Origin of the sequence: Sphingomonas sp. (assembly GCF_036387595.1) — a bacterium.
Classification (GTDB): Bacteria; Pseudomonadota; Alphaproteobacteria; order Sphingomonadales; family Sphingomonadaceae; genus Sphingomonas.
This window is the reverse complement of record NZ_DASVTL010000057.1, coordinates 1-17,245: the sequence shown is the minus strand read 5'-3', so window position 1 is coordinate 17,245 and position 17,245 is coordinate 1. Positions and strand designations below refer to the sequence as shown.

The 17,245-nt window shown below is 67.6% G+C and carries 19 protein-coding genes; 8 read left to right on the top strand and 11 right to left on the bottom strand.

All coding sequences use genetic code 11. From position 1 onward, the window contains the following. Window positions 1–25: 25 nt before the first annotated feature. The 3 genes from VF643_RS04350 to VF643_RS04340 all read right to left on the bottom strand — a co-directional run bounded on the left by VF643_RS04350 (window position 26) and on the right by VF643_RS04340 (window position 2,938). Complete coding sequence (locus VF643_RS04350) at window positions 26–1,321, bottom strand: hypothetical protein (protein ID WP_331042146.1); 1,296 nt, start codon at window positions 1,319–1,321, stop codon at window positions 26–28. A gap of 179 nt (window positions 1,322–1,500) precedes the next feature. Then, window positions 1,501–2,397: an SDR family NAD(P)-dependent oxidoreductase gene (locus tag VF643_RS04345; RefSeq protein ID WP_331042145.1), complete on the bottom strand. Its 897-nt coding sequence runs from the start codon at window positions 2,395–2,397 to the stop codon at window positions 1,501–1,503. Between the two features lie 67 nt (window positions 2,398–2,464). After that, window positions 2,465–2,938: a hypothetical protein gene (locus tag VF643_RS04340; RefSeq protein ID WP_331042144.1), complete on the bottom strand. Its 474-nt coding sequence runs from the start codon at window positions 2,936–2,938 to the stop codon at window positions 2,465–2,467. Between VF643_RS04340 and VF643_RS04335 the strand changes: the two genes are divergently transcribed. Continuing rightward, window positions 2,937–3,077, top strand: coding sequence for a hypothetical protein (locus VF643_RS04335; RefSeq protein ID WP_331042143.1), 141 nt, complete (start codon window positions 2,937–2,939; stop codon window positions 3,075–3,077). The genes VF643_RS04340 and VF643_RS04335 overlap by 2 nt on opposite strands. On the opposite strand, the gene phoB is transcribed toward VF643_RS04335, so the two are convergent. The 7 genes from phoB to VF643_RS04300 all read right to left on the bottom strand — a co-directional run bounded on the left by phoB (window position 3,053) and on the right by VF643_RS04300 (window position 10,194). Then, window positions 3,053–3,745, bottom strand: a complete 693-nt coding sequence (gene phoB, locus VF643_RS04330; protein WP_331042142.1) for a phosphate regulon transcriptional regulator PhoB — start codon at window positions 3,743–3,745, stop codon at window positions 3,053–3,055. The two genes, VF643_RS04335 and phoB, sit on opposite strands and share 25 nt — an antisense overlap. Window position 3,746: 1 nt before the next feature. Next, window positions 3,747–4,430, bottom strand: a complete 684-nt coding sequence (gene phoU, locus VF643_RS04325) for a phosphate signaling complex protein PhoU (protein ID WP_331042141.1) — start codon at window positions 4,428–4,430, stop codon at window positions 3,747–3,749. After that, entirely contained in the window at window positions 4,430–5,188 is a 759-nt protein-coding gene (gene pstB, locus VF643_RS04320) for a phosphate ABC transporter ATP-binding protein PstB (RefSeq protein ID WP_331042215.1), read from the bottom strand. The genes phoU and pstB overlap by 1 nt, the downstream gene beginning before the upstream one ends. Next, complete coding sequence (gene pstA / locus VF643_RS04315; protein ID WP_331042214.1) at window positions 5,188–6,402, bottom strand: phosphate ABC transporter permease PstA; 1,215 nt, start codon at window positions 6,400–6,402, stop codon at window positions 5,188–5,190. The genes pstB and pstA overlap by 1 nt, the downstream gene beginning before the upstream one ends. Before the next feature lie 85 nt (window positions 6,403–6,487). Further along, window positions 6,488–7,861 carry a phosphate ABC transporter permease subunit PstC gene (gene pstC, locus VF643_RS04310; RefSeq protein ID WP_331042140.1) on the bottom strand — a complete coding sequence of 458 codons (1,374 nt, stop codon included), beginning with the start codon at window positions 7,859–7,861 and terminating at the stop codon, window positions 6,488–6,490. Then, window positions 7,858–8,868: a substrate-binding domain-containing protein gene (locus tag VF643_RS04305; protein ID WP_331042139.1), complete on the bottom strand. Its 1,011-nt coding sequence runs from the start codon at window positions 8,866–8,868 to the stop codon at window positions 7,858–7,860. Before VF643_RS04305 ends, pstC begins: the two co-directional genes overlap by 4 nt. Window positions 8,869–8,913: 45 nt before the next feature. Then, window positions 8,914–10,194 carry a sensor histidine kinase gene (locus VF643_RS04300; protein ID WP_331042138.1) on the bottom strand — a complete coding sequence of 427 codons (1,281 nt, stop codon included), beginning with the start codon at window positions 10,192–10,194 and terminating at the stop codon, window positions 8,914–8,916. Window positions 10,195–10,296: 102 nt separating this feature from the next. On the opposite strand from VF643_RS04300, the gene VF643_RS04295 reads away from it, so the two are divergent. From VF643_RS04295 to VF643_RS04280, 4 genes are read left to right on the top strand one after another with little or no spacing between them, the layout of a single operon-like run. Further along, window positions 10,297–10,701 (top strand): hypothetical protein, encoded by a 405-nt coding sequence (locus VF643_RS04295; RefSeq protein ID WP_331042137.1) that lies wholly within the window; start codon window positions 10,297–10,299, stop codon window positions 10,699–10,701. 17 nt (window positions 10,702–10,718) lie between these two features. Beyond that, a complete protein-coding gene (locus tag VF643_RS04290) occupies window positions 10,719–10,982 on the top strand; it encodes an HPr-rel-A system PqqD family peptide chaperone (RefSeq protein WP_331042136.1) in 264 nt (87 codons plus the stop codon). Further along, the gene (locus VF643_RS04285) at window positions 10,979–11,833 is read left to right on the top strand and encodes an HprK-related kinase A (protein WP_331042135.1); all 855 of its coding nucleotides are present in this window, start codon (window positions 10,979–10,981) and stop codon (window positions 11,831–11,833) included. The genes VF643_RS04290 and VF643_RS04285 overlap by 4 nt, the downstream gene beginning before the upstream one ends. Further along, window positions 11,818–12,879, top strand: a complete 1,062-nt coding sequence (locus VF643_RS04280; protein WP_331042134.1) for a nucleotidyltransferase family protein — start codon at window positions 11,818–11,820, stop codon at window positions 12,877–12,879. Before VF643_RS04285 ends, VF643_RS04280 begins: the two co-directional genes overlap by 16 nt. On the opposite strand, the gene VF643_RS04275 is transcribed toward VF643_RS04280, so the two are convergent. Beyond that, complete coding sequence (locus VF643_RS04275) at window positions 12,843–13,505, bottom strand: HAD-IA family hydrolase (RefSeq protein WP_331042133.1); 663 nt, start codon at window positions 13,503–13,505, stop codon at window positions 12,843–12,845. The two genes, VF643_RS04280 and VF643_RS04275, sit on opposite strands and share 37 nt — an antisense overlap. A gap of 76 nt (window positions 13,506–13,581) precedes the next feature. On the opposite strand from VF643_RS04275, the gene glmU reads away from it, so the two are divergent. The 3 genes from glmU to VF643_RS04260 all read left to right on the top strand — a co-directional run bounded on the left by glmU (window position 13,582) and on the right by VF643_RS04260 (window position 17,218). Further along, a complete protein-coding gene (gene glmU / locus VF643_RS04270) occupies window positions 13,582–14,937 on the top strand; it encodes a bifunctional UDP-N-acetylglucosamine diphosphorylase/glucosamine-1-phosphate N-acetyltransferase GlmU (protein WP_331042132.1) in 1,356 nt (451 codons plus the stop codon). A gap of 114 nt (window positions 14,938–15,051) precedes the next feature. Beyond that, window positions 15,052–16,875, top strand: coding sequence for a glutamine--fructose-6-phosphate transaminase (isomerizing) (gene glmS / locus VF643_RS04265; RefSeq protein ID WP_331042131.1), 1,824 nt, complete (start codon window positions 15,052–15,054; stop codon window positions 16,873–16,875). A 70-nt stretch (window positions 16,876–16,945) separates the two neighbouring features. Then, on the top strand, window positions 16,946–17,218 hold the full coding sequence (locus VF643_RS04260) for a CsbD family protein (protein WP_331042130.1): 273 nt from the start codon (window positions 16,946–16,948) through the stop codon (window positions 17,216–17,218). The last annotated feature ends 27 nt before the right edge of the window (window positions 17,219–17,245 follow it).

The following is a 17,245-nucleotide window of genomic DNA, read 5'->3' as shown; positions in this document are numbered from 1 at the left end:
GCCTATGATCAGCACAAGCTCCCACTCATTTTGAAGAAGGCAAACTCCGACGCTTTTCGGCAAGTCGATAGGTGAGGACGGCGAGGGAGCCGTCGATCGAGAAGGAACGACTGTCGCGGCCGAACCGCAGGACGAAATCGTAGGATTCGGGTTTGTTGAACCGCTGGATTTCGTGCCCGTCCGCCACAGAGACCAGCGCTATCGTTTCCCGATACGAACCCTTGCCAGTCGGCATCGATACCAGCGCATAGCGCCCATCCGGACTGATCGTTGGCCGGTAGGTCTTCGAAAAATTATAGGCAGTGCCGGTAATGCCCCAAAGTCTACGGCCGGTCTCGATGTCCCAGAGATCGGCGACTGCGCCACTCTGCGGCGTCCGCTTCTCGCATTCCGGTCTGCGGGGGGCGCTACCGTAATGCTCGCAGATCATGCCGCTCGCGCTTAGGTCGTGCGCGATCAATACTGTTTTCAAGTGCGGGGACAGCGCAAACTTCCGATCGCCTGTGAGCCCGGGCTGGAGCGGTGTCTCGCGCGGGGGTTTGCCCTGTTGCCACTCAAACCAGCGGCCACCATCGAGCACAAACAACGCAAAGATCTTGCGTTGCCGGTCGAGCCGCGCGTCGATGGCGCGCACCAGAGTTGCCGGCTTTCCATTGTTGGAGCGTGGCATCGGAACGGTCTGAAGCACCTTGCCTTTCCGGCCGTCGACGATGGCGAGGGTCGGCGTCGGATCGTCATGTTCCGGGCGGTAATAGCCGCCCTTCGTGCCAAACTCGGCCAGGGCCAGCCCGCCACCACCCACCCAAAGCACGCCGTCCAGGCCGCCGGCTACATCCTTGAGCAAAGGTAACGGGCGCGGTTTTCCGCCGACCGGTATTTCGATCGGCGAGAGCGGGCTGAGCGCAAAACCACTTGATCGCATGGTATCCTGACGGACGCCGAGGATAGCCTTTGAGTCATCCGTCCAAGCAAAGGGTGGTACCTTGCTATAGCCAAAGCCATCGAAGGTCATGCGCGACGGAATAACGCGTGGCACGGCCTTCGATCCGATTTCCCCAATCCACAGGCTGTCGTAGCCAGACACCAGAAAGTGTCGCCCGTCGGGCGAGATCAACGGTGCCGAAATGGTGTAAGAACTGTTCAACCCGGAAGGACAAAAGGCGTTCACGAGCCGATAGGGACCATCCGTGACCGGGGCGGCCTGGTCGACGATTCTCGGCTGACAGCCGATCGACGGGGGAGGCGGACCTGGCGCAGGCGTCGCTGCGACCGCCGTTTTCAGTGAAGCGGCCATTGCAGCGATGAGGATCATCCTATTCAAGCGCCAACTCCTACCGCCCGCAACGCGTTGAGGCTGCCTCAGCAACGTACCGCCAGTGAGCTGTTCTCATCAAGAAGCGATTAGGCATAAAATCAGCTGTAGAAGGAGCGGGTCATGGGCCGTGCACCACGGAAACACAAAGCCAGCCGTGAACGACCGCTACTCGGCGCAAGCGGCCGTTACCCCTGCAGCGTCTTGCCGATGAGCATTGCCTGCTCGGCGCCGGTCCTCGGGACGATCTCGCCCGTCCGATCGGTGATCCGCTCCCAGCCTGCGGCAACACCTTCGGCCGACACGTCGTCGCCGGCGAGTGCCACGCCGGGCGTCAGCGTGACGTAAGCCGATTGGAACACTCCTGCACCGGCGCCGACGATGGCGCCGGTGGGGGCGTCCTGGGACACCAGATATACCGCGGCGGGGGCGACGCGTTCGGGGGCGAAGGCCTTGAACGCCGCTTCGGGAAACAGATCCTCGGTCATGCGGGTGCCTGCGGTCGGGGCGATCGTGTTCACGCGGATGTCGTTCTTGGCGCCTTCGATCGACAGCGTCTTAGCCAGGCCGACGAGCCCCATCTTGGCCGCGCCGTAATTGGCCTGGCCGAAATTGCCGAACAGGCCGGTGGACGATGCGGTCATCAGCACGCGGCCGTAATTCTGCGCGCGCATCGTGTCCCAGCATGCCTTGGTCGCATAGGCCGAACCGATCAAATGGACGCGCACGACGAAGTCGAAGTCGGCCGGCTCCATCTTGGCGAAGGTCTTGTCGCGCAGCACGCCGGCGTTGTTGATGAGGACATGGACCCCGCCGAAGCGCGCGACGGTCTGCGCGACCATATCGGCCATCTGGTCGTAATCGGCGACGTTGCCGCCATTGGCCATCGCCTCGCCGCCCATCGCCTCGATCTCGGCAACCACCTTCAGCGCGGCATCCGACTGGCCGATGCCGCCGCGCGACGCGCCCAGATCGTTGACCACCACCTTGGCCCCGCGTCGCGCGAGTTCGAGCGCATATTCGCGGCCCAGTCCGCCGCCGGCGCCGGTGACGATGGCAACCTTGTTATCGAAGCGGATGGACATGGAAAGGGCGCCCTATCGTTGGATGGAGCGCCCGTTCCTAGCCAATCATGTCAGCGGTGCAACCGGCTTACTTGCCGCCTCGCTGGATGCACTTGTCGTACTGGCCCTTCTTGCACACCGGGTATTTTGCGAGCGGCGCCGGTGCCGGATAGGCTTCCGAAGGCGATGCCGCGGCCTGGAACGTCGGTGCGACGCCCGGCGTTGCGGTGCCGGTCATTGGCGCGCCGCTGGGCTGATAGCCGCCCATAGGGGTTGCGCCCTCGGCCCCGCCCGTTGCGGGCGCAGGCATCGTCTGCGCCTGCGTGGTCATTCCCGCGCCGCCGTCCGTCGTCGGTGCAGGCGCAGTCTCCGGTGCCGCAGCCGCAGGAGCAGGCATCGTCGCCGCGTCACCGGTCTGCGCGGGGTCCGCCGTGGTGGGCGTGCCCGCCTGGGGCGCGGCCGGGGTCGACGACTGCATGTCGGCGGCGCCAGTGGCGGGGGCGGTCTGGGCGATTGCCGGAACGGCCAGCATGGCGGTCGCGGCCAAAAGGATGAGCTTCATGGCGAGTCTCCTGATCGAATTTCGGGTGCGCAATTGCGTCAGCCGTCGGTCCAACGCGCGTTCGGCGGTATGGGTCCGTCGTTTCGCAGGCGATTCGGTATCCCGCCGGATCGGCTATTCGCTGGCGTCCAGCGAATAGCCTGCCGAGCGTACCGTGCGGATGACGTCGGGCAGGTCGCGGACGTTGATCGCCTTGCGCAGGCGGCGGATGTGCACGTCTACGGTACGCGCCTCGATATCCGAATCATGGCCCCATACCGCGTCGAGCAGGCGTTCGCGCGAGAAGACCCAGCCGGGGTGTTCGAGGAAGTGCTTGAGCAGCCGGAATTCGGTCGGCCCCAGCGGCACCATCTCGCCGCCGCGGCGGACCTTGTGACCCACCGTGTCCATCTCGATGTCGCCATAGGTCAGCGCCTCGCCCGCCAGCGCGGGGCGCACCCGGCGCAGCACCGCGCCGACGCGCGCGACCAGTTCGCGCGGGGAGAAGGGCTTGGTGACGTAATCGTCGGCACCGGTTTCCAGCCCGCGGACCCGGTCCTCCTCCTCGCCGCGCGCGGTCAGCATGATGATGGGCACGTTCGCGGTCTCCGCGGTGCGGCGCAGGCGGCGGCAAACCTCGATTCCCGACAGCCCCTCGACCATCCAGTCGAGCAGGACGATGTCGGGGGTGCGTTCTCGCGCGAGCAGCAGCGCCTCTTCGCCGTCGGGCGTATGCCTGACGTCGAAATCCTCGCGCTTGAAGTGATAGACGAGCAGTTCGGCAAGCGCCGCGTCGTCCTCGACCAGCAGCATGGTGGCGCGTGCCATGTTATTCCTTTGCTCCGCCGCGTTCGCGGTCGGCCATCTGCGTGCCCGTGGCGGCGAAATAGACCATCTCCGCGACGTTCGTCGCGTGATCGCCGATCCGCTCCAGGTTCTTGGCGACGAACAGCAGGTGCGCGACCTGGGTGATCGTCTTGGGGTTTTCGGCCATGTAGGTGAGCAGGGTGCGGAATATGCTGTCGTAGAAATCGTCGAGCGCGCTGTCGCTCTCGCACACCCGCACCGCGGCGTCGGCATCGCGCGCGGCGAAGGCGTCGAGGACGGCGTGGACCATCTCGGATGCCATCCGCCCCATCGCGGGCAGGATGGAGACGGGTTCGATCCGGTGTTCGCTCTCGATCAGCGGCACGCGGCGCGCGATGTTCTTGGCATAGTCGCCGATCCGCTCGACCACGCTCGCGATCTTCAGCGCGGCGACGACCTCGCGCAGGTCCACCGCCATCGGTGCCCGCAGCGCGATGATCTGCACCGCCAGCCGCTCGACCTCCGCCTCGATCCGGTCGATCGCCCGGTCGTCGGCGCGCACTTCGGCGGCAAGTTCCAGGTCGTTGCGCTGCAACGACTGCATCGCCCGTGCGATCGCGTCTTCGGCCAGCCCGCCCATCTGGGAGATGAGCCCGCGCAGCCGCCCGATGTCGGCGTCGAACGCCTTGACCGTATGCTCGTTCATCAGCCGTACCTTCCGGTGATATAGTCGCGGGTGCGGGTCTGCACGGGGTTGGTGAACATGTCGCCGGTGGCGCCATATTCGACCAACGTTCCGAGATAGAAGAAGGCGGTCTTCTGGCTCACCCGCGCGGCCTGTTGCAGATTGTGGGTGACGATGACGATCGCGTAGCGGCCCTTCAGTTCGTGGATCAGCTCCTCGATCCGCGCCGTCGCGATCGGATCGAGCGCGCTGCACGGCTCGTCCATCAGGATGACCTCGGGATCGACCGCGATCGCGCGGGCGATGCACAGCCGCTGCTGCTGACCACCCGACAGCGCGGTGCCGCTGTCGGAGAGGCGGTCCTTCACCTCGTCCCAAAGGCCGGCGCGCTTGAGCGACCGTTCGACGATCGCGTCGAGATCGGCCTTGCCCGCCGCCAGCCCGTGGATGCGCGGGCCATAGGCGACATTCTCGAAAATGGATTTGGGGAAGGGGTTCGGCTTCTGGAACACCATGCCGACGCGCGCGCGCAGCTGCACGACGTCCATGTCGGGCGCATAGATGTCGTGCCCGTCGAGCGTGATCTCGCCCTCGACCCGCGCACTCGCGACGGTGTCGTTCATGCGGTTCAGGGTACGCAGGAAGGTCGATTTGCCGCAGCCCGACGGGCCGATCAGCGCGGTGACCTGGTCCATGTCGACGTCGATCGACACATCGTCGATCGCCCGTTTGGCGCCGTAATAGACGCTGACGTTCCGGGCCGTCATCTTATGAGTCATCACCAGCGGGTCTCGAAACGGTTGCGGAGGTAGATGGCGATGCCGTTCATCGCCAGCAGGAAGGCGAGCAGCACGATGATCGCGGCGGAGGTCTTTTCGACGAAGCCGCGGCTGACCTCGTCCGACCAGAGGAAGATCTGGACCGGCAGCACCGTGGCGGGATCGCCCAGGCCGCGGGGCGGGGCGGCGATGAAGGCGCGCATGCCGATCATCAGCAGCGGTGCGGTCTCGCCCAGCGCGCGCGCCATGCCGATGATCGTGCCGGTCAGGATGCCAGGCAGCGCCAGCGGCAGGACATGGTGAAAGACGACCTGCACCGGCGACGCGCCGACACCCAGCGCCGCATCGCGGATCGACGGCGGCACCGCCTTGATCGCGTTGCGGGCCGAGATGACGATGACCGGCATCGTCATCAGCGCGAGCGTCAGCCCGCCGACGATCGGCGCCGAGCGCGGCATCCCGAACGTGCCGAGGAAAACCGCGAGGCCGAGCAGCCCGAAGATGATCGAGGGCACCGCCGCCAGATTGTTGATCGACACCTCGATCAGGTCGGTCCAGCGATTGCGGGGCGCATATTCCTCCAGATACAGCGCGGACAGCACGCCGATCGGGAAGGCGAGCAGCAAGGTGACGAGCATCGTCAGCAGCGACCCCTTGAACGCGCCCCAGATACCGGCGCGGGTCTGATCGGTGGCATCGGCGGCGGTCAGGAAACTGGCGTTGACGCCGCGCGATACGATGCCGCGCTGCCTCAGCCGGGCGACCGTCGCCTCGGCTTGCGGGGTGCCGCTGCCCTTGTTCGCCACGTCGATCGCGTCGGCGGCGGGCAGGTCGAAGGTTTCGGCGCGGGTCAGCAGCGACGGATCGCGCTTGATCGCGTCGCGGACCACCAGCCAGGCGCCGTCCGAGAGCAGCGCCTCGCCGTCCTTGCCGAAAGCGCGCCCCGCGGCGGCTTCCACGGCGCCCTGCAACCCCGCACCCGCAAGCGCGAGATCGGCACCGCGCCCCTGAAGCCGGGCAGGCTCGATCGGCAGCCTGGCCGCGGCGAGGTCGATCGGCACCTGCACCCGCGTGCTGGTGAAGCCGGCCGCACCCTGCGCGATCATCGTGACGAGCAGATACGCCAGGAACGCCGCCGACATGATTACGGCGGCCAGCCCGAGCAGGCGGAAGCGACGCTCGGCCCCGTACCGGCGGCGGATGCGGGCCTGCATCGCGTTCGTGGTCCAGTCGGTAGGTCGGCGCGGCGCGGCATCGTGCGCGGCACCGGCAACCGGCAACTGGGCAACCAGGCTGACGCTATTCATAGGCTTCCCGATACCGTTTCACGACTCGCAGCGCGACGATGTTGAGGAACAGCGTAATGACGAACAGCGTCAGTCCGAGCGCGAAGGCGGCCAGCGTCTTGGGGCTGTCGAACTCAGCCTCGCCGGTCAGCAGGTCGACGATCTGGCGGGTCACTGTGGTGGTGCTGGCGAACGGGTTCGCGGTCAGCGTGGCGACACCGCTGGCCGCCATCACCACGATCATCGTCTCGCCGATCGCGCGGCTGACTGCGAGCAGGATGCCGCCGACCACGCCGGGCAGGGCGGCGGGGAGCAACACCCGGCGGATCGTCTCCGAACTGGTCGCGCCCATCGCCAGACTGCCGTCGCGCATCGAATCGGGGACCGCAGCCAGGCTATCGTCCGCCATCGACGAGACGAAGGGGATAATCATCACCCCCATCACCAGCCCCGCCGCCAGCGCGCTTTCCGAGCTGGCCCAGCTGATCCCGATCGACACCGCGAAATCGCGCACCGCCGGCGCGACGGTCAGCGCGGCGAAATAGCCATAGACGACGGTGGGCACCCCGGCGAGGATTTCCAGGATCGGCTTCATCCAGCGGCGGGTGCGCGGTGCCGCATATTGGGTGAGGTAGATCGCGCTCATCAGCCCGAACGGGATCGCGACCGCCATCGCGATCACTGCGCCGATGAAGAACGTTCCCCAGAACAGCGGCACCGCGCCCAGCGACGCGCCCGGATCGCGCGCATCAACGACCTGCGGGCTCCAATGCGTGCCGAAAAGAAAGTCGGTCACGGGAACGATCCTGAAGAACCGCGCCGCTTCATAGACTAGCGACGCGACGATGCCGACCGTGGTCAGGATGGCGATCAATGACGCGGCGAGCAGGGCCAGCATCACCAGCCGCTCGACCCGCGTGCGCGCCGCAAACCCGGCCGCCACGCGGGTGTAGGCGAAGGCGCCGCCCGCAAAGGCGAGCAGCAGCGCGAAAGCGGTGGCGATCCAGTCGTAGCGGCTCTGCGCGGCGGCATAGGCGGGGGCGAGGGTGGCCGAGAGCGCATGGAACGCGCCGTAGCGCGAACCCTCTGCCAGCCCGCGTGCTTCCGACAGGATCGACGCGCGTTCGAAGCCGGGAGGCGGCAGGGTGGCGGCGGCACGGGTCGCGAGCACCGCATCGGTTACCAGCGCAGGGGACGTCATCGCCCAGATGCCGAGGAAAACCAGCGGCGGCACGACCGTCCAGAGCGCCACGTACCAGCCGAAATGCGACGGCAGCGAACTGAACCGCGCGCCCGCGGTCCGAAGACCGGTCGCACGGATCCGCGCGCTGGCCCAGGCGATGAGGCCGAGGCCGAGGACCAAGACGGCGAGCGTGGCCGCGGTCACCGGAGTTCCCGCGGGTCGAGCGGCAATTCGCGCGCGATGATCGCGGCCGATCGCGCCCGCACCGCATCCGGCGCGGCGATCAGGCCACGGCGGACGAGCGGGCCGGTCGGTCCCCAGACGGCGGCATAGAGCTTCAGGAAGTCGCGCAGGCCGGGAATCGCGGTCAGGTGTGCCTTCTTGACGTAGAGGTATAACGGCCGTGCGCCGGGATAGCGGCCATCGGCGATCGTGGCATAGGTCGGCGCGACACCGTCGATCGCGACGCCGTTCACGTCACGGGCGTTCTCCTCCAGATAGCTGTAGCCGAAGATGCCGAGCGCATTGGGGTTCGACTGCAGTTTCTGGACGATCAGATTGTCGTTCTCGCCAGCATCAACATACGCGCCATCCTCACGGACGCGGGTGCACAGGGCCTTGTGGGCGTCGGGATCGTTTCGGGCCAGCGATGCGGCCTTTGGATCCGAGGCTTCGCAGCCTTTGGTCAGGATCAGTTCCGCCAGCGCGTCGCGGGTGCCGCTGGTCGCGGGCGGGCCGTACACCGTGATGGGAATGGCGGGGAGCGCGGGGTTCACGTCGCGCCAGGTGCGCGCGGCGTTGGGCTTGCCCCCGGGGGCGGCGGCGATCGCGCGGTAGATGTCGGCGGGGGTCAGCACCATCTTCGGGCCGTTCTTGGCCTCGGCAAAGGCGATGCCGTCGATGCCGACCTGGATTTCCAGAATGGCGCGGGCGCCGTTCTTCGCGCAACTGCGATATTCGCTCGCCTTCATCCGGCGCGACGCATCCTCGATATCGGGATGCGCGGCACCGACGCCTGCGCAGAATAATTTCATCCCCGCGCCGGTGCCCGTCGATTCGATCACCGGCGCACGCGCGTCCGGGCTGCTCGCGACGAACTGTTCGGCGACGATCGTGGTGAAGGGATAGAGCGTTGACGATCCTACCGCGGTGATCTGCGCCCGCGCACCTGCGCCGCCGCCATTGGCCTGATCGACGCAACTCGCCAACATCGCGGTTGCAAGAAGAAGGGGGGGCAGGCGGGGGATCATCTCGGGCTAAAGCCCTGCGGCATCGCCGTTGCGGAATTGTGACACAGGCGGCGAAGGCGAAGAAGGATGCGCGGGCGGCGACAGGGGCAGGGTGACGGTGACCGTCGTCCCCTCACCGCTGCGGCTGGCGATGTCGAGGCGGCCGCGGTGACGCTCGACGATATGCTTGACGATAGCCAGGCCCAGGCCCGTGCCACCCAGCGCGCGACTGCGCCCCGCATCGACGCGGTAGAAGCGCTCGGTCAACCGCGGAATGTGCTCGGCGGGAATGCCGTCGCCGCGGTCGGTTACGGTCAGGCGGACCAAGCCGCTGCCCTCGCGGTCCAGCCGTAGCGTCACCGGCGTTCCGGCTCGCCCGTATTTCAGGGCATTGCCGCCGAGATTGTGGAGGAGCTGCGACAGTTGCGCGGCGTCGCCGGCGACCGGGGGAAGATCGGGAACCGCCTCGCAGGCGAGATCCTGGCCACGCGCGCCGCCGGCATCGCGCAGTTCGATACAGACCGCCGCGACCAGCGCGGAAAGATCGACCGGCGTGCCGGGTGCGCGGTATTTGTCTGCCTCGATTCGGGACAGCGAGATCAGATCCTCGACCAGCCGCTGCATCCGCTGCGCCTCGTCCATCATGATCTTCAAAAAGCGCGTGCGGATCGCCGGATCGTCCCCGGCCGAATCGGCCCCCGCGGAATCGGAGAGCGTCTCGATGAAGCCGAGGATCGACGCCAAAGGCGTGCGCAGTTCGTGGCTGGCGTTGGCGACGAAATCGACGCGCATCCGCTCCGCCGCATGGCGCTCGGTCGAATCGACAAGGTGGACGATGCGGGTGCCGTCCGATGCCACGCCCAGGCGCATCTCCCAATGCTGGTCGAGCCCGCCGACCCCGACGAGCGCGATAGGGCTTTCGGGCGATGTCGGGTCCGCGCCGATCAGCCGATCGGCGGCGGCGGGGTGGCGGATCGCGACGCGTGCGTCCTCGCCGACGACGTGGCTGCCCAGCAGCGCGCGCGCGGCGCGGTTGGCGAGATCGACGCGGCCATCGCGGATGAGCAGGACGGGTTCGGCGATCGCGTCGAGCAGCTCGTCCAACTCGGCGCGCGTGCTCGCGTGCGGCTCGGCAGGCGGAAGCGACGTTTCCTCGCTACCGCTCAGCGCGAGCAGCACCGCGGCGATGCCGCCGACCAGCGCTACGGCGGCAGCCTGTGCCGACCCGGCGACGACGAACACCGCCACCGCGGCGAGCAGGACGACGACGATGCTGCCGATGCCGCGGAGTGTTGTTCCCGTTCCCATCGCGCACGCCTAGCCGATCGCGTGCCATCCCGGAACGGTCCGCGTCGCGCGCTTGCGGGCAATTAGCGAATGTGAAAGGGCACGCACGCTAGAAGGACCGCGATGCGCGAGGAGGCCGAACCCGTTCCGACTGAAGACCCGGTGCCGACACGGCGGCGGGTGCTGGCCATCGGTGCCATCGGTGCCAGCGCGATCGTGTCGATCCGCCCGGCGCTGGCGCAGACGGCGGGATCGGTCATGAACTGTGAGGTTCCGGTGCCCGATCCTGGCCGTGCGGGCAGCTTCATTGCCGCAGACGGTTCGCTGGTGCCCGCCGGCACGAAAGGGGCGTTCGCGCCGCCTGGCCGCCCGTTCAGGGGCGAGGATGTCAAGCGCGCGCTGTCCGGCGGGCAATTGCCGGGGACGACCTGGGACAGCAACCGCGCGTATGTGAAATATATTCGCCGGCTCCAGCGCGGGCAGGGGGGCTTCACCTGCTTCGCCTCGCTGCAGATGCCGCGGGTCTGACCGAGCGCACGCGCGCCATGCGCTATCGCGCGGACACCCCCGCGCTGCTGATCGAACCGCTCGATGCGTTCGTCGCGGTTTTCCACAGGCCGTCGGGTGCGACTCATCTGCTGGTTTCGCCCGCGCCTGAAATCCTCGCCATCCTGGGCCAACGACCGCTGACGATCGACGCGCTGCTCGTGCGGCTATCGGCGGATTATGCGCTGATCGACGCTGATCGCGCCGCGCTGTCCCAACGGGTCGAGGAACTGGTCGCCGCCGGCCTGATCGAGGCAATATGAGGCATCGGTTCGATGTCCGGATCGGTCCAGTCGGTTTTCGGATCGGCAGCGACTGGCGCGCGCCGATCGCGCAACTGGCGGACCTCTACCGCGGCTATCCCCAGCCCGAGGTAGCCGATTTCACGGTGCGGCTTTCGGCCGCGCGGCCGTGGCGGCGGTTCATCCGGCCGGCGGTGACGATCGGCGGCGACCACATGCTGCCCGAAGCCGCGCCTCTACCCTTGCGCCACGGACTGCTGGCCGCCGAGATGGCGATGAATCTGCAGGTCGCGCTGGGGCACCGCCGCCACCTGCTGCTCCACGCGTCGGCGGTCGAACGCGACGGCCGTGCCGTGCTGATGACCGGCGAATCAGGTGCGGGCAAATCGACGCTGGCTACACTGCTCGCCAGCCGCGGCTGGCGCTTCCTCGGCGACGAATTCGTGCTGATCGCGCCCGACAGCGGGTTGGCTTATGCTTTCCCGCGGCTGGTGAGCCTGAAGAACGAAAGCGTTGCGGCCGCGCGCGCGGCCTGGCCTCACGCGCGGTTTGGGCCGCTGCTGGTGCGAACGCCCAAGGGCGACGTCCGCCATCTGGTGCCGCCTGCGAGCGCGATCGCGCGGATGGACGAGCCCGCGGCACCGGCGCTGTTGATCTTTCCACGCTTCGGCTTCGCGCCCGCGGTCGGCGCCGTGCCGATGAGCGAGGCGTTCGTCCGGCTGGCTCAGGCTTCGACCAATTACACCGCTCTGGGGGAGGCGGGCTTTGCGGCGATGACGCGGCTGGTGAAGTCCGTGCCGACGGTGGCGATCGACTATCCGGATGGAGAGACGGCGTGCGCGCAGGTGGAGGCCCTGTGGGCGGGGCTATAGTTCTTGCGCGCGTGCTGGCCGATCCGCAGGCCGGCGTCAGCCTGGACGGCGAAAGCTGGAACGCGCTGATCGCCACCGCGCGCGCCGAACGGCTGCTGGGCACGTTGGCGCACCGGATGCGGGGGGTGCCGACGCCTGGCACCGTCACCGCAACCCTCGCGGATGCGCGCGCCGCGGCCGAGCACGGGCGGCGCGCGGCCTTGTGGGAAGCCGAGATGGCACGCCGGGCGCTGGCGCCGCTCGGCTGCGCGGTGGTGCTGCTCAAGGGCACCGCTTTCGTCGCAGGCGGTTTGCTGGCGGGGCGTGGCCGGTCGATCGGCGACCTCGATATTCTGGTGCCGCGCGGCCGTCTGGATGCGGTCGAGGCGGCGCTGCTGGCGCACGGCTGGGAATGGGTGAAGCCCGACGCCTATGACGATGCTTATTATCGCCGCTGGATGCACGAACTGCCGCCGCTGATCCACCGTGAGCGCGATCGGATGATCGACGTCCACCACACGATCCTGCCGCCCACGGCGCGGCCGGCCCCCGACGCGGCGGCGCTGATCGGCGGGAGCATCCTGCTGGAGAACGGGCTGCGCATCTTGTCACCCGCCGACATGATCGTTCACGCAGCGGCGCATCTGATCGCGGATGGCGATCTGACCGGCGGCTTGCGCAACCTTTGGGACATCGACCAGCTTTGCCGCGAGTTCGAGGAGAGCGATCCCGACTTCTGCCTCGACGTCATGGAGCAAGCCCACGTCCACGGCCTGTCGGCCGAGGTCGCCCGAGCATTGCGGCTGGCGCAGCAACTCTTCGGCACGCCGTTGACGGCTTATGACTTTCCGATGCATGTGCGCTTCGACGCGGTTCCTTCCGATCGCATCTTTTGCCGGCGGCTGCTGGCCCGCGATGGCTGGGGGCGGGGAACACGGCCGTTGACGCGCTTCGCCTTCTACATGCGCTCGCACTGGCTGCGGATGCCGCCGATGCTGTTGGCACGGCATCTATGGATCAAATGGCGGCGTCAGAGTGCCTCCAGCGTGCCCATCAGGTCTTCGTAGCGGTCGATCACTGCGTCCGCACCGAGTTCGGATACCGGGCCGGTGAGGAATCCAAAGCTGCATGCGATCACCGGCAGCCCGGCCGCACGCGCGGCGCGCACGTCGTAGATCGAATCGCCGACGAAGGCCGCCGCACCCCCGCCGCAGCGATCGACCATGGCGTGGATCGGCGCGGGATCGGGCTTTGCCACGCCCATCGTGTCCCCGCCGACGATCGCCGCAAAGCGATCCGTCAGCCCTAGGTTCGCCAGGATCGTGCGCGCGTATCGCTCGATCTTGTTGGTCATGATGCCCAATCGCACACCGCGCGCCGCCAGCGCGTCGAGCGCGTCGAGCGCACCGGGAAACGGCCGGGTGTGGACGGACAAATTTGCCTCGTAGAAGGCGAGCAGTCGCTGGTGGAGCGTGTCGAGCGCGGCCTCGTCGCAGCCCCCCGTCATCGCCATCCCCTGCGCCAGCATGTGGCGCGCGCCGCCGCCGATCATCGGCTTGACCTGCTCGACCGACAGCGGTGCGCGGTCTACGGACGCGAGCGCGTGGTTTACCGCAGCAGCCAGATCGCCGCTGGTATCGAGAAGTGTGCCGTCGAAGTCGAAGCCGACGATCCGGAACGGGAAAGCTGTCATCGCTCGGCGGGTGGCCGGGGCCACTGGAAATGGCAAGGCTTTCGTGGCAGCGCGCGCTCATGATGAAGAATTGCGCATGACCGGCCGAGCGATCTCGGCGATCATCCTGGCGGCCGGCAAGGGAAGCCGGATGAAATCCGCCCTTCACAAGGTGCTGCATCCGATCGCCGGGCGCCCGATGCTGCTGCACCTGGCGGATGCGGTGACGGCGCTTGGCGCTGCGCGCACTGTCGTGGTGACCGGATCGGGACGCGAACAGGTGGAGGCGGCGGTCGCGCCGCTGGGGATCGCGACCGCGCTTCAGGCCGAACAATTGGGGACGGCGCATGCGGTGATGCAGGCGCAAACCGCCCTTGCGGATTTCGACGGCGACGTGCTGATCCTGTACGGCGATGTGCCGCTGGTCGAAACCGCCACGATGCGCCGGATGATCGAACGGCTGCATGGCGGGGATGCACCCGCCGCCGTCGTGCTCGGCTTCCGTCCGGCGGACCCCGCCGCCTATGGCAGGATCATCGCCGATGCCGATGGGCGGATTACGCGGATGGTCGAGTATAAGGACGCCAGTCCGGCCGAGCGCGCCGAGACCTTGTGCAATTCCGGGCTGATGGCCGTCCGATCGCGCGACCTCTTCGCGTTGCTGGCGCGGGTCGGCAACGACAATGCCGCGGGCGAATATTATCTGCCCGATATCGTCATGCTCGCCGCCCAAGACGGCCGCGCATCGGCGGTGATCGAGACGGCGGCGGACGAGGTGGCGGGCGTGAACAGCCGCGCCGAACTCGCCGCCGTCGGCATGGCCTGGCAGCAGCGCCGCCGCGTAGAGGCGATGGCCGCTGGGGTCACGCTGACCGCACCCGACACGGTGTGGTTCGCGCATGACACGATTCTGGGTCGCGACGTGACGGTGGAGCCGAACGTCGTCTTCGGCCCGGGCGTGCGCGTCGCCGACGGCGCGACGATCCACGCGTTCAGCCATCTGGAGGGCGCCATCGTCGGCGAGGGCGCCGATGTCGGCCCCTATGCCCGGCTGCGCCCCGGTACGGTGCTGGGTGCGGGCAGCAGGGTCGGCAATTTCGTCGAGGTGAAGAAGACGGTTCTGGGTGTAGGTGCCAAGGCCAATCACCTGACGTATCTGGGCGATGCGGATGTGGGCGCGGGCGTGAACGTGGGCGCGGGTACGATCACCTGCAATTACGACGGTTTCTTCAAATACCGCACGGTCATCGGGGAGGGCGCCTTCATCGGTTCGAACTCGGCACTGATCGCCCCGGTGACGATCGGCGCGGGCGCGATCGTCGGGGCGGGATCGGTGGTCACCACCGACGTGGAGGCGGACGCGCTGGTGCTGGTGCGAGCGGAGAAGCGCATCCGGCCCGGCTGGGCGGCGCGCTTTCGCAAGGCGATGCGGGCGAAGAAGGCTGCGGGGTGACTTTGGCGGCGATTGGCGTCGCGCGAGACGCCGGCTAGTACCGTGCTATTGTAGAGGATGCTCCGACGGATGCCGGGCATCTGTGTTCTCCATCATTTTCAGGGTTGTAACAGTATGTGCGGCATCGTCGGAATCCTCGGCACGGGCGATGTTGCGGGTCGTCTGCTGGAAGGGCTTAAGCGGCTCGAATATCGAGGATACGATTCCGCGGGCATCGCCACCGTCCATGAAGGGCGGATCGAACGCCGCCGTGCGCCGGGAAAGCTGGCCAATCTCGCCGCGCGGCTGGCCGAGGCGCCGTTGGCTGGGTCGACCGGGATCGCACACACCCGCTGGGCTACCCACGGCGCGCCGACCGAGGACAATGCGCATCCGCACATCGCGGGCGATGTCTCGATCGTCCACAACGGGATCATCGAGAATTTCAAGGCACTGCGCGACGGGCTGATCGCCGACGGCCGCACCTTCCTGAGCCAGACCGACAGCGAAGTCGTCGCGCATCTCGTGGCGCGCGAACTGGAGGCCGGGCTGGCACCGCGCGAGGCGGTCGCCCGGGTGCTGCCGCTGCTCCACGGGGCGTTTGCGATTGCCTTCCTCTTTCGCAGCGAACCGGACCTGCTGATTGCGGCACGGCTCGGTGCGCCGTTGACGGTGGGCTATGGCGAGGGTGAGAATTACATCGGTTCCGACGCGCACGCGCTGGCACCGCTGACCCAGCGGATCGCGTATCTGGAGGAGGGCGACTGGGCCGCGGTGACGCGCACCGGCATCGAAATCTACGGTCGCGACAACGCCCCCGTCGAGCGCGCGATCGTCAATTCGGGGGTGTTCGGCCATGCGGCGGACAAGGGCAATCATCGCCATTTCATGCAGAAGGAAATCTACGAGCAGCCGGTCGTCGTTGCCCAGACCTTGCGCTCGTATCTCAAGCGGATGGAAGGCCAGGTGTCGCTGCCGATCCCCGAGTTCGACCTCGCGTCGGTCAAGCGGGTGACGATCGTCGCATGCGGAACCAGCTTCTACGCCGGCATGGTCGCCAAATACTGGTTCGAGCAATTCGCGCGGGTGCCGGTCGATCTCGATGTCGCGTCGGAGTTTCGCTACCGTGCACCCGTGATGGAGTCGGGTGGTCTCGCGCTCTTCATCAGCCAGTCGGGGGAAACCGCGGATACGCTGGCCGCGCTTCGCCATGCGCGCGCCGAGGGGCAGCGTATCGCGGTGGTCGTCAACGTGCCGACCAGCAGCATGGCGCGCGAGGCCGACCTGCTGCTGCCGACCCACGCTGGGCCGGAGATCGGCGTCGCCTCGACCAAGGCCTTCACCTGCCAACTCGCGGTGCTGGCCGCGCTCGCCGCCAATCTCGCCCGCGCCAAGGGCCTGCTCGGCCGTGACGACGAGCGCGCGCTGGTCGAGCATCTGGCTGAGGTGCCCGAGGCGTTGAACCATGCGCTTAGTCGCGACGCGGCGATCGAGGCGATCGCGCCGATCGTCGCTGCGGCGCGCGACGTGCTGTATCTGGGGCGCGGCACCGACTACCCCCTGGCGCTGGAGGGCGCGCTCAAACTCAAGGAGATCAGCTACATCCACGCCGAAGGCTATGCCGCCGGCGAGATGAAGCACGGGCCGATCGCGCTGATCGACGAACATGTGCCGATCATCGTCATCGCGCCATCGGGGCCGCTGTTCGAAAAGACGGTGTCGAACATGCAGGAAGTCCGCGCACGCGGTGGCAAGGTGATCCTGATTTCCGACGACGAAGGCATCGCCGCAGCGGGCGAGGGGTGCGTGGCGACGATCACGATGCCGCGGGTCCATCCGCTGATCGCGCCGATCGTCTATGCGGTGCCAGTCCAGCTGCTCGCCTATCACGTCGCGGTCGCCAAGGGCACAGACGTCGATCAACCCCGCAATCTCGCAAAGAGCGTCACCGTCGAATAGGGCACCTTCCGCGCGGTCGATCGTTGGGCCGCGGTGCCCCGACGATGGGGTGGTGAAAAGGAACCGACGAATGAATAGCGATACACTGGGCGGTGGCGGCAGGGATCTTGGCGGCTCGATCAAGGAAGGCGCCGGCGCCGCGACCGGCAACGAGTCGTTGCGCGCCGAAGGCGTAACCGACCAGCTGAGTGGCCAGGTCCAAAAGGGTTATGGCGTTGCGCGCGACAGCGTTGCGCCGCTGGCGTCCAAGGCAAAGCAGTTCGCACGCGACCGGCCCTACGCCGCAGCGGCATTGGCCGGCGTGGTTGGGCTGGCGATCCTGAACACGTTGCGCGGTCGCTGACGTATCGGGTGTGCCGCTCCTTCATGG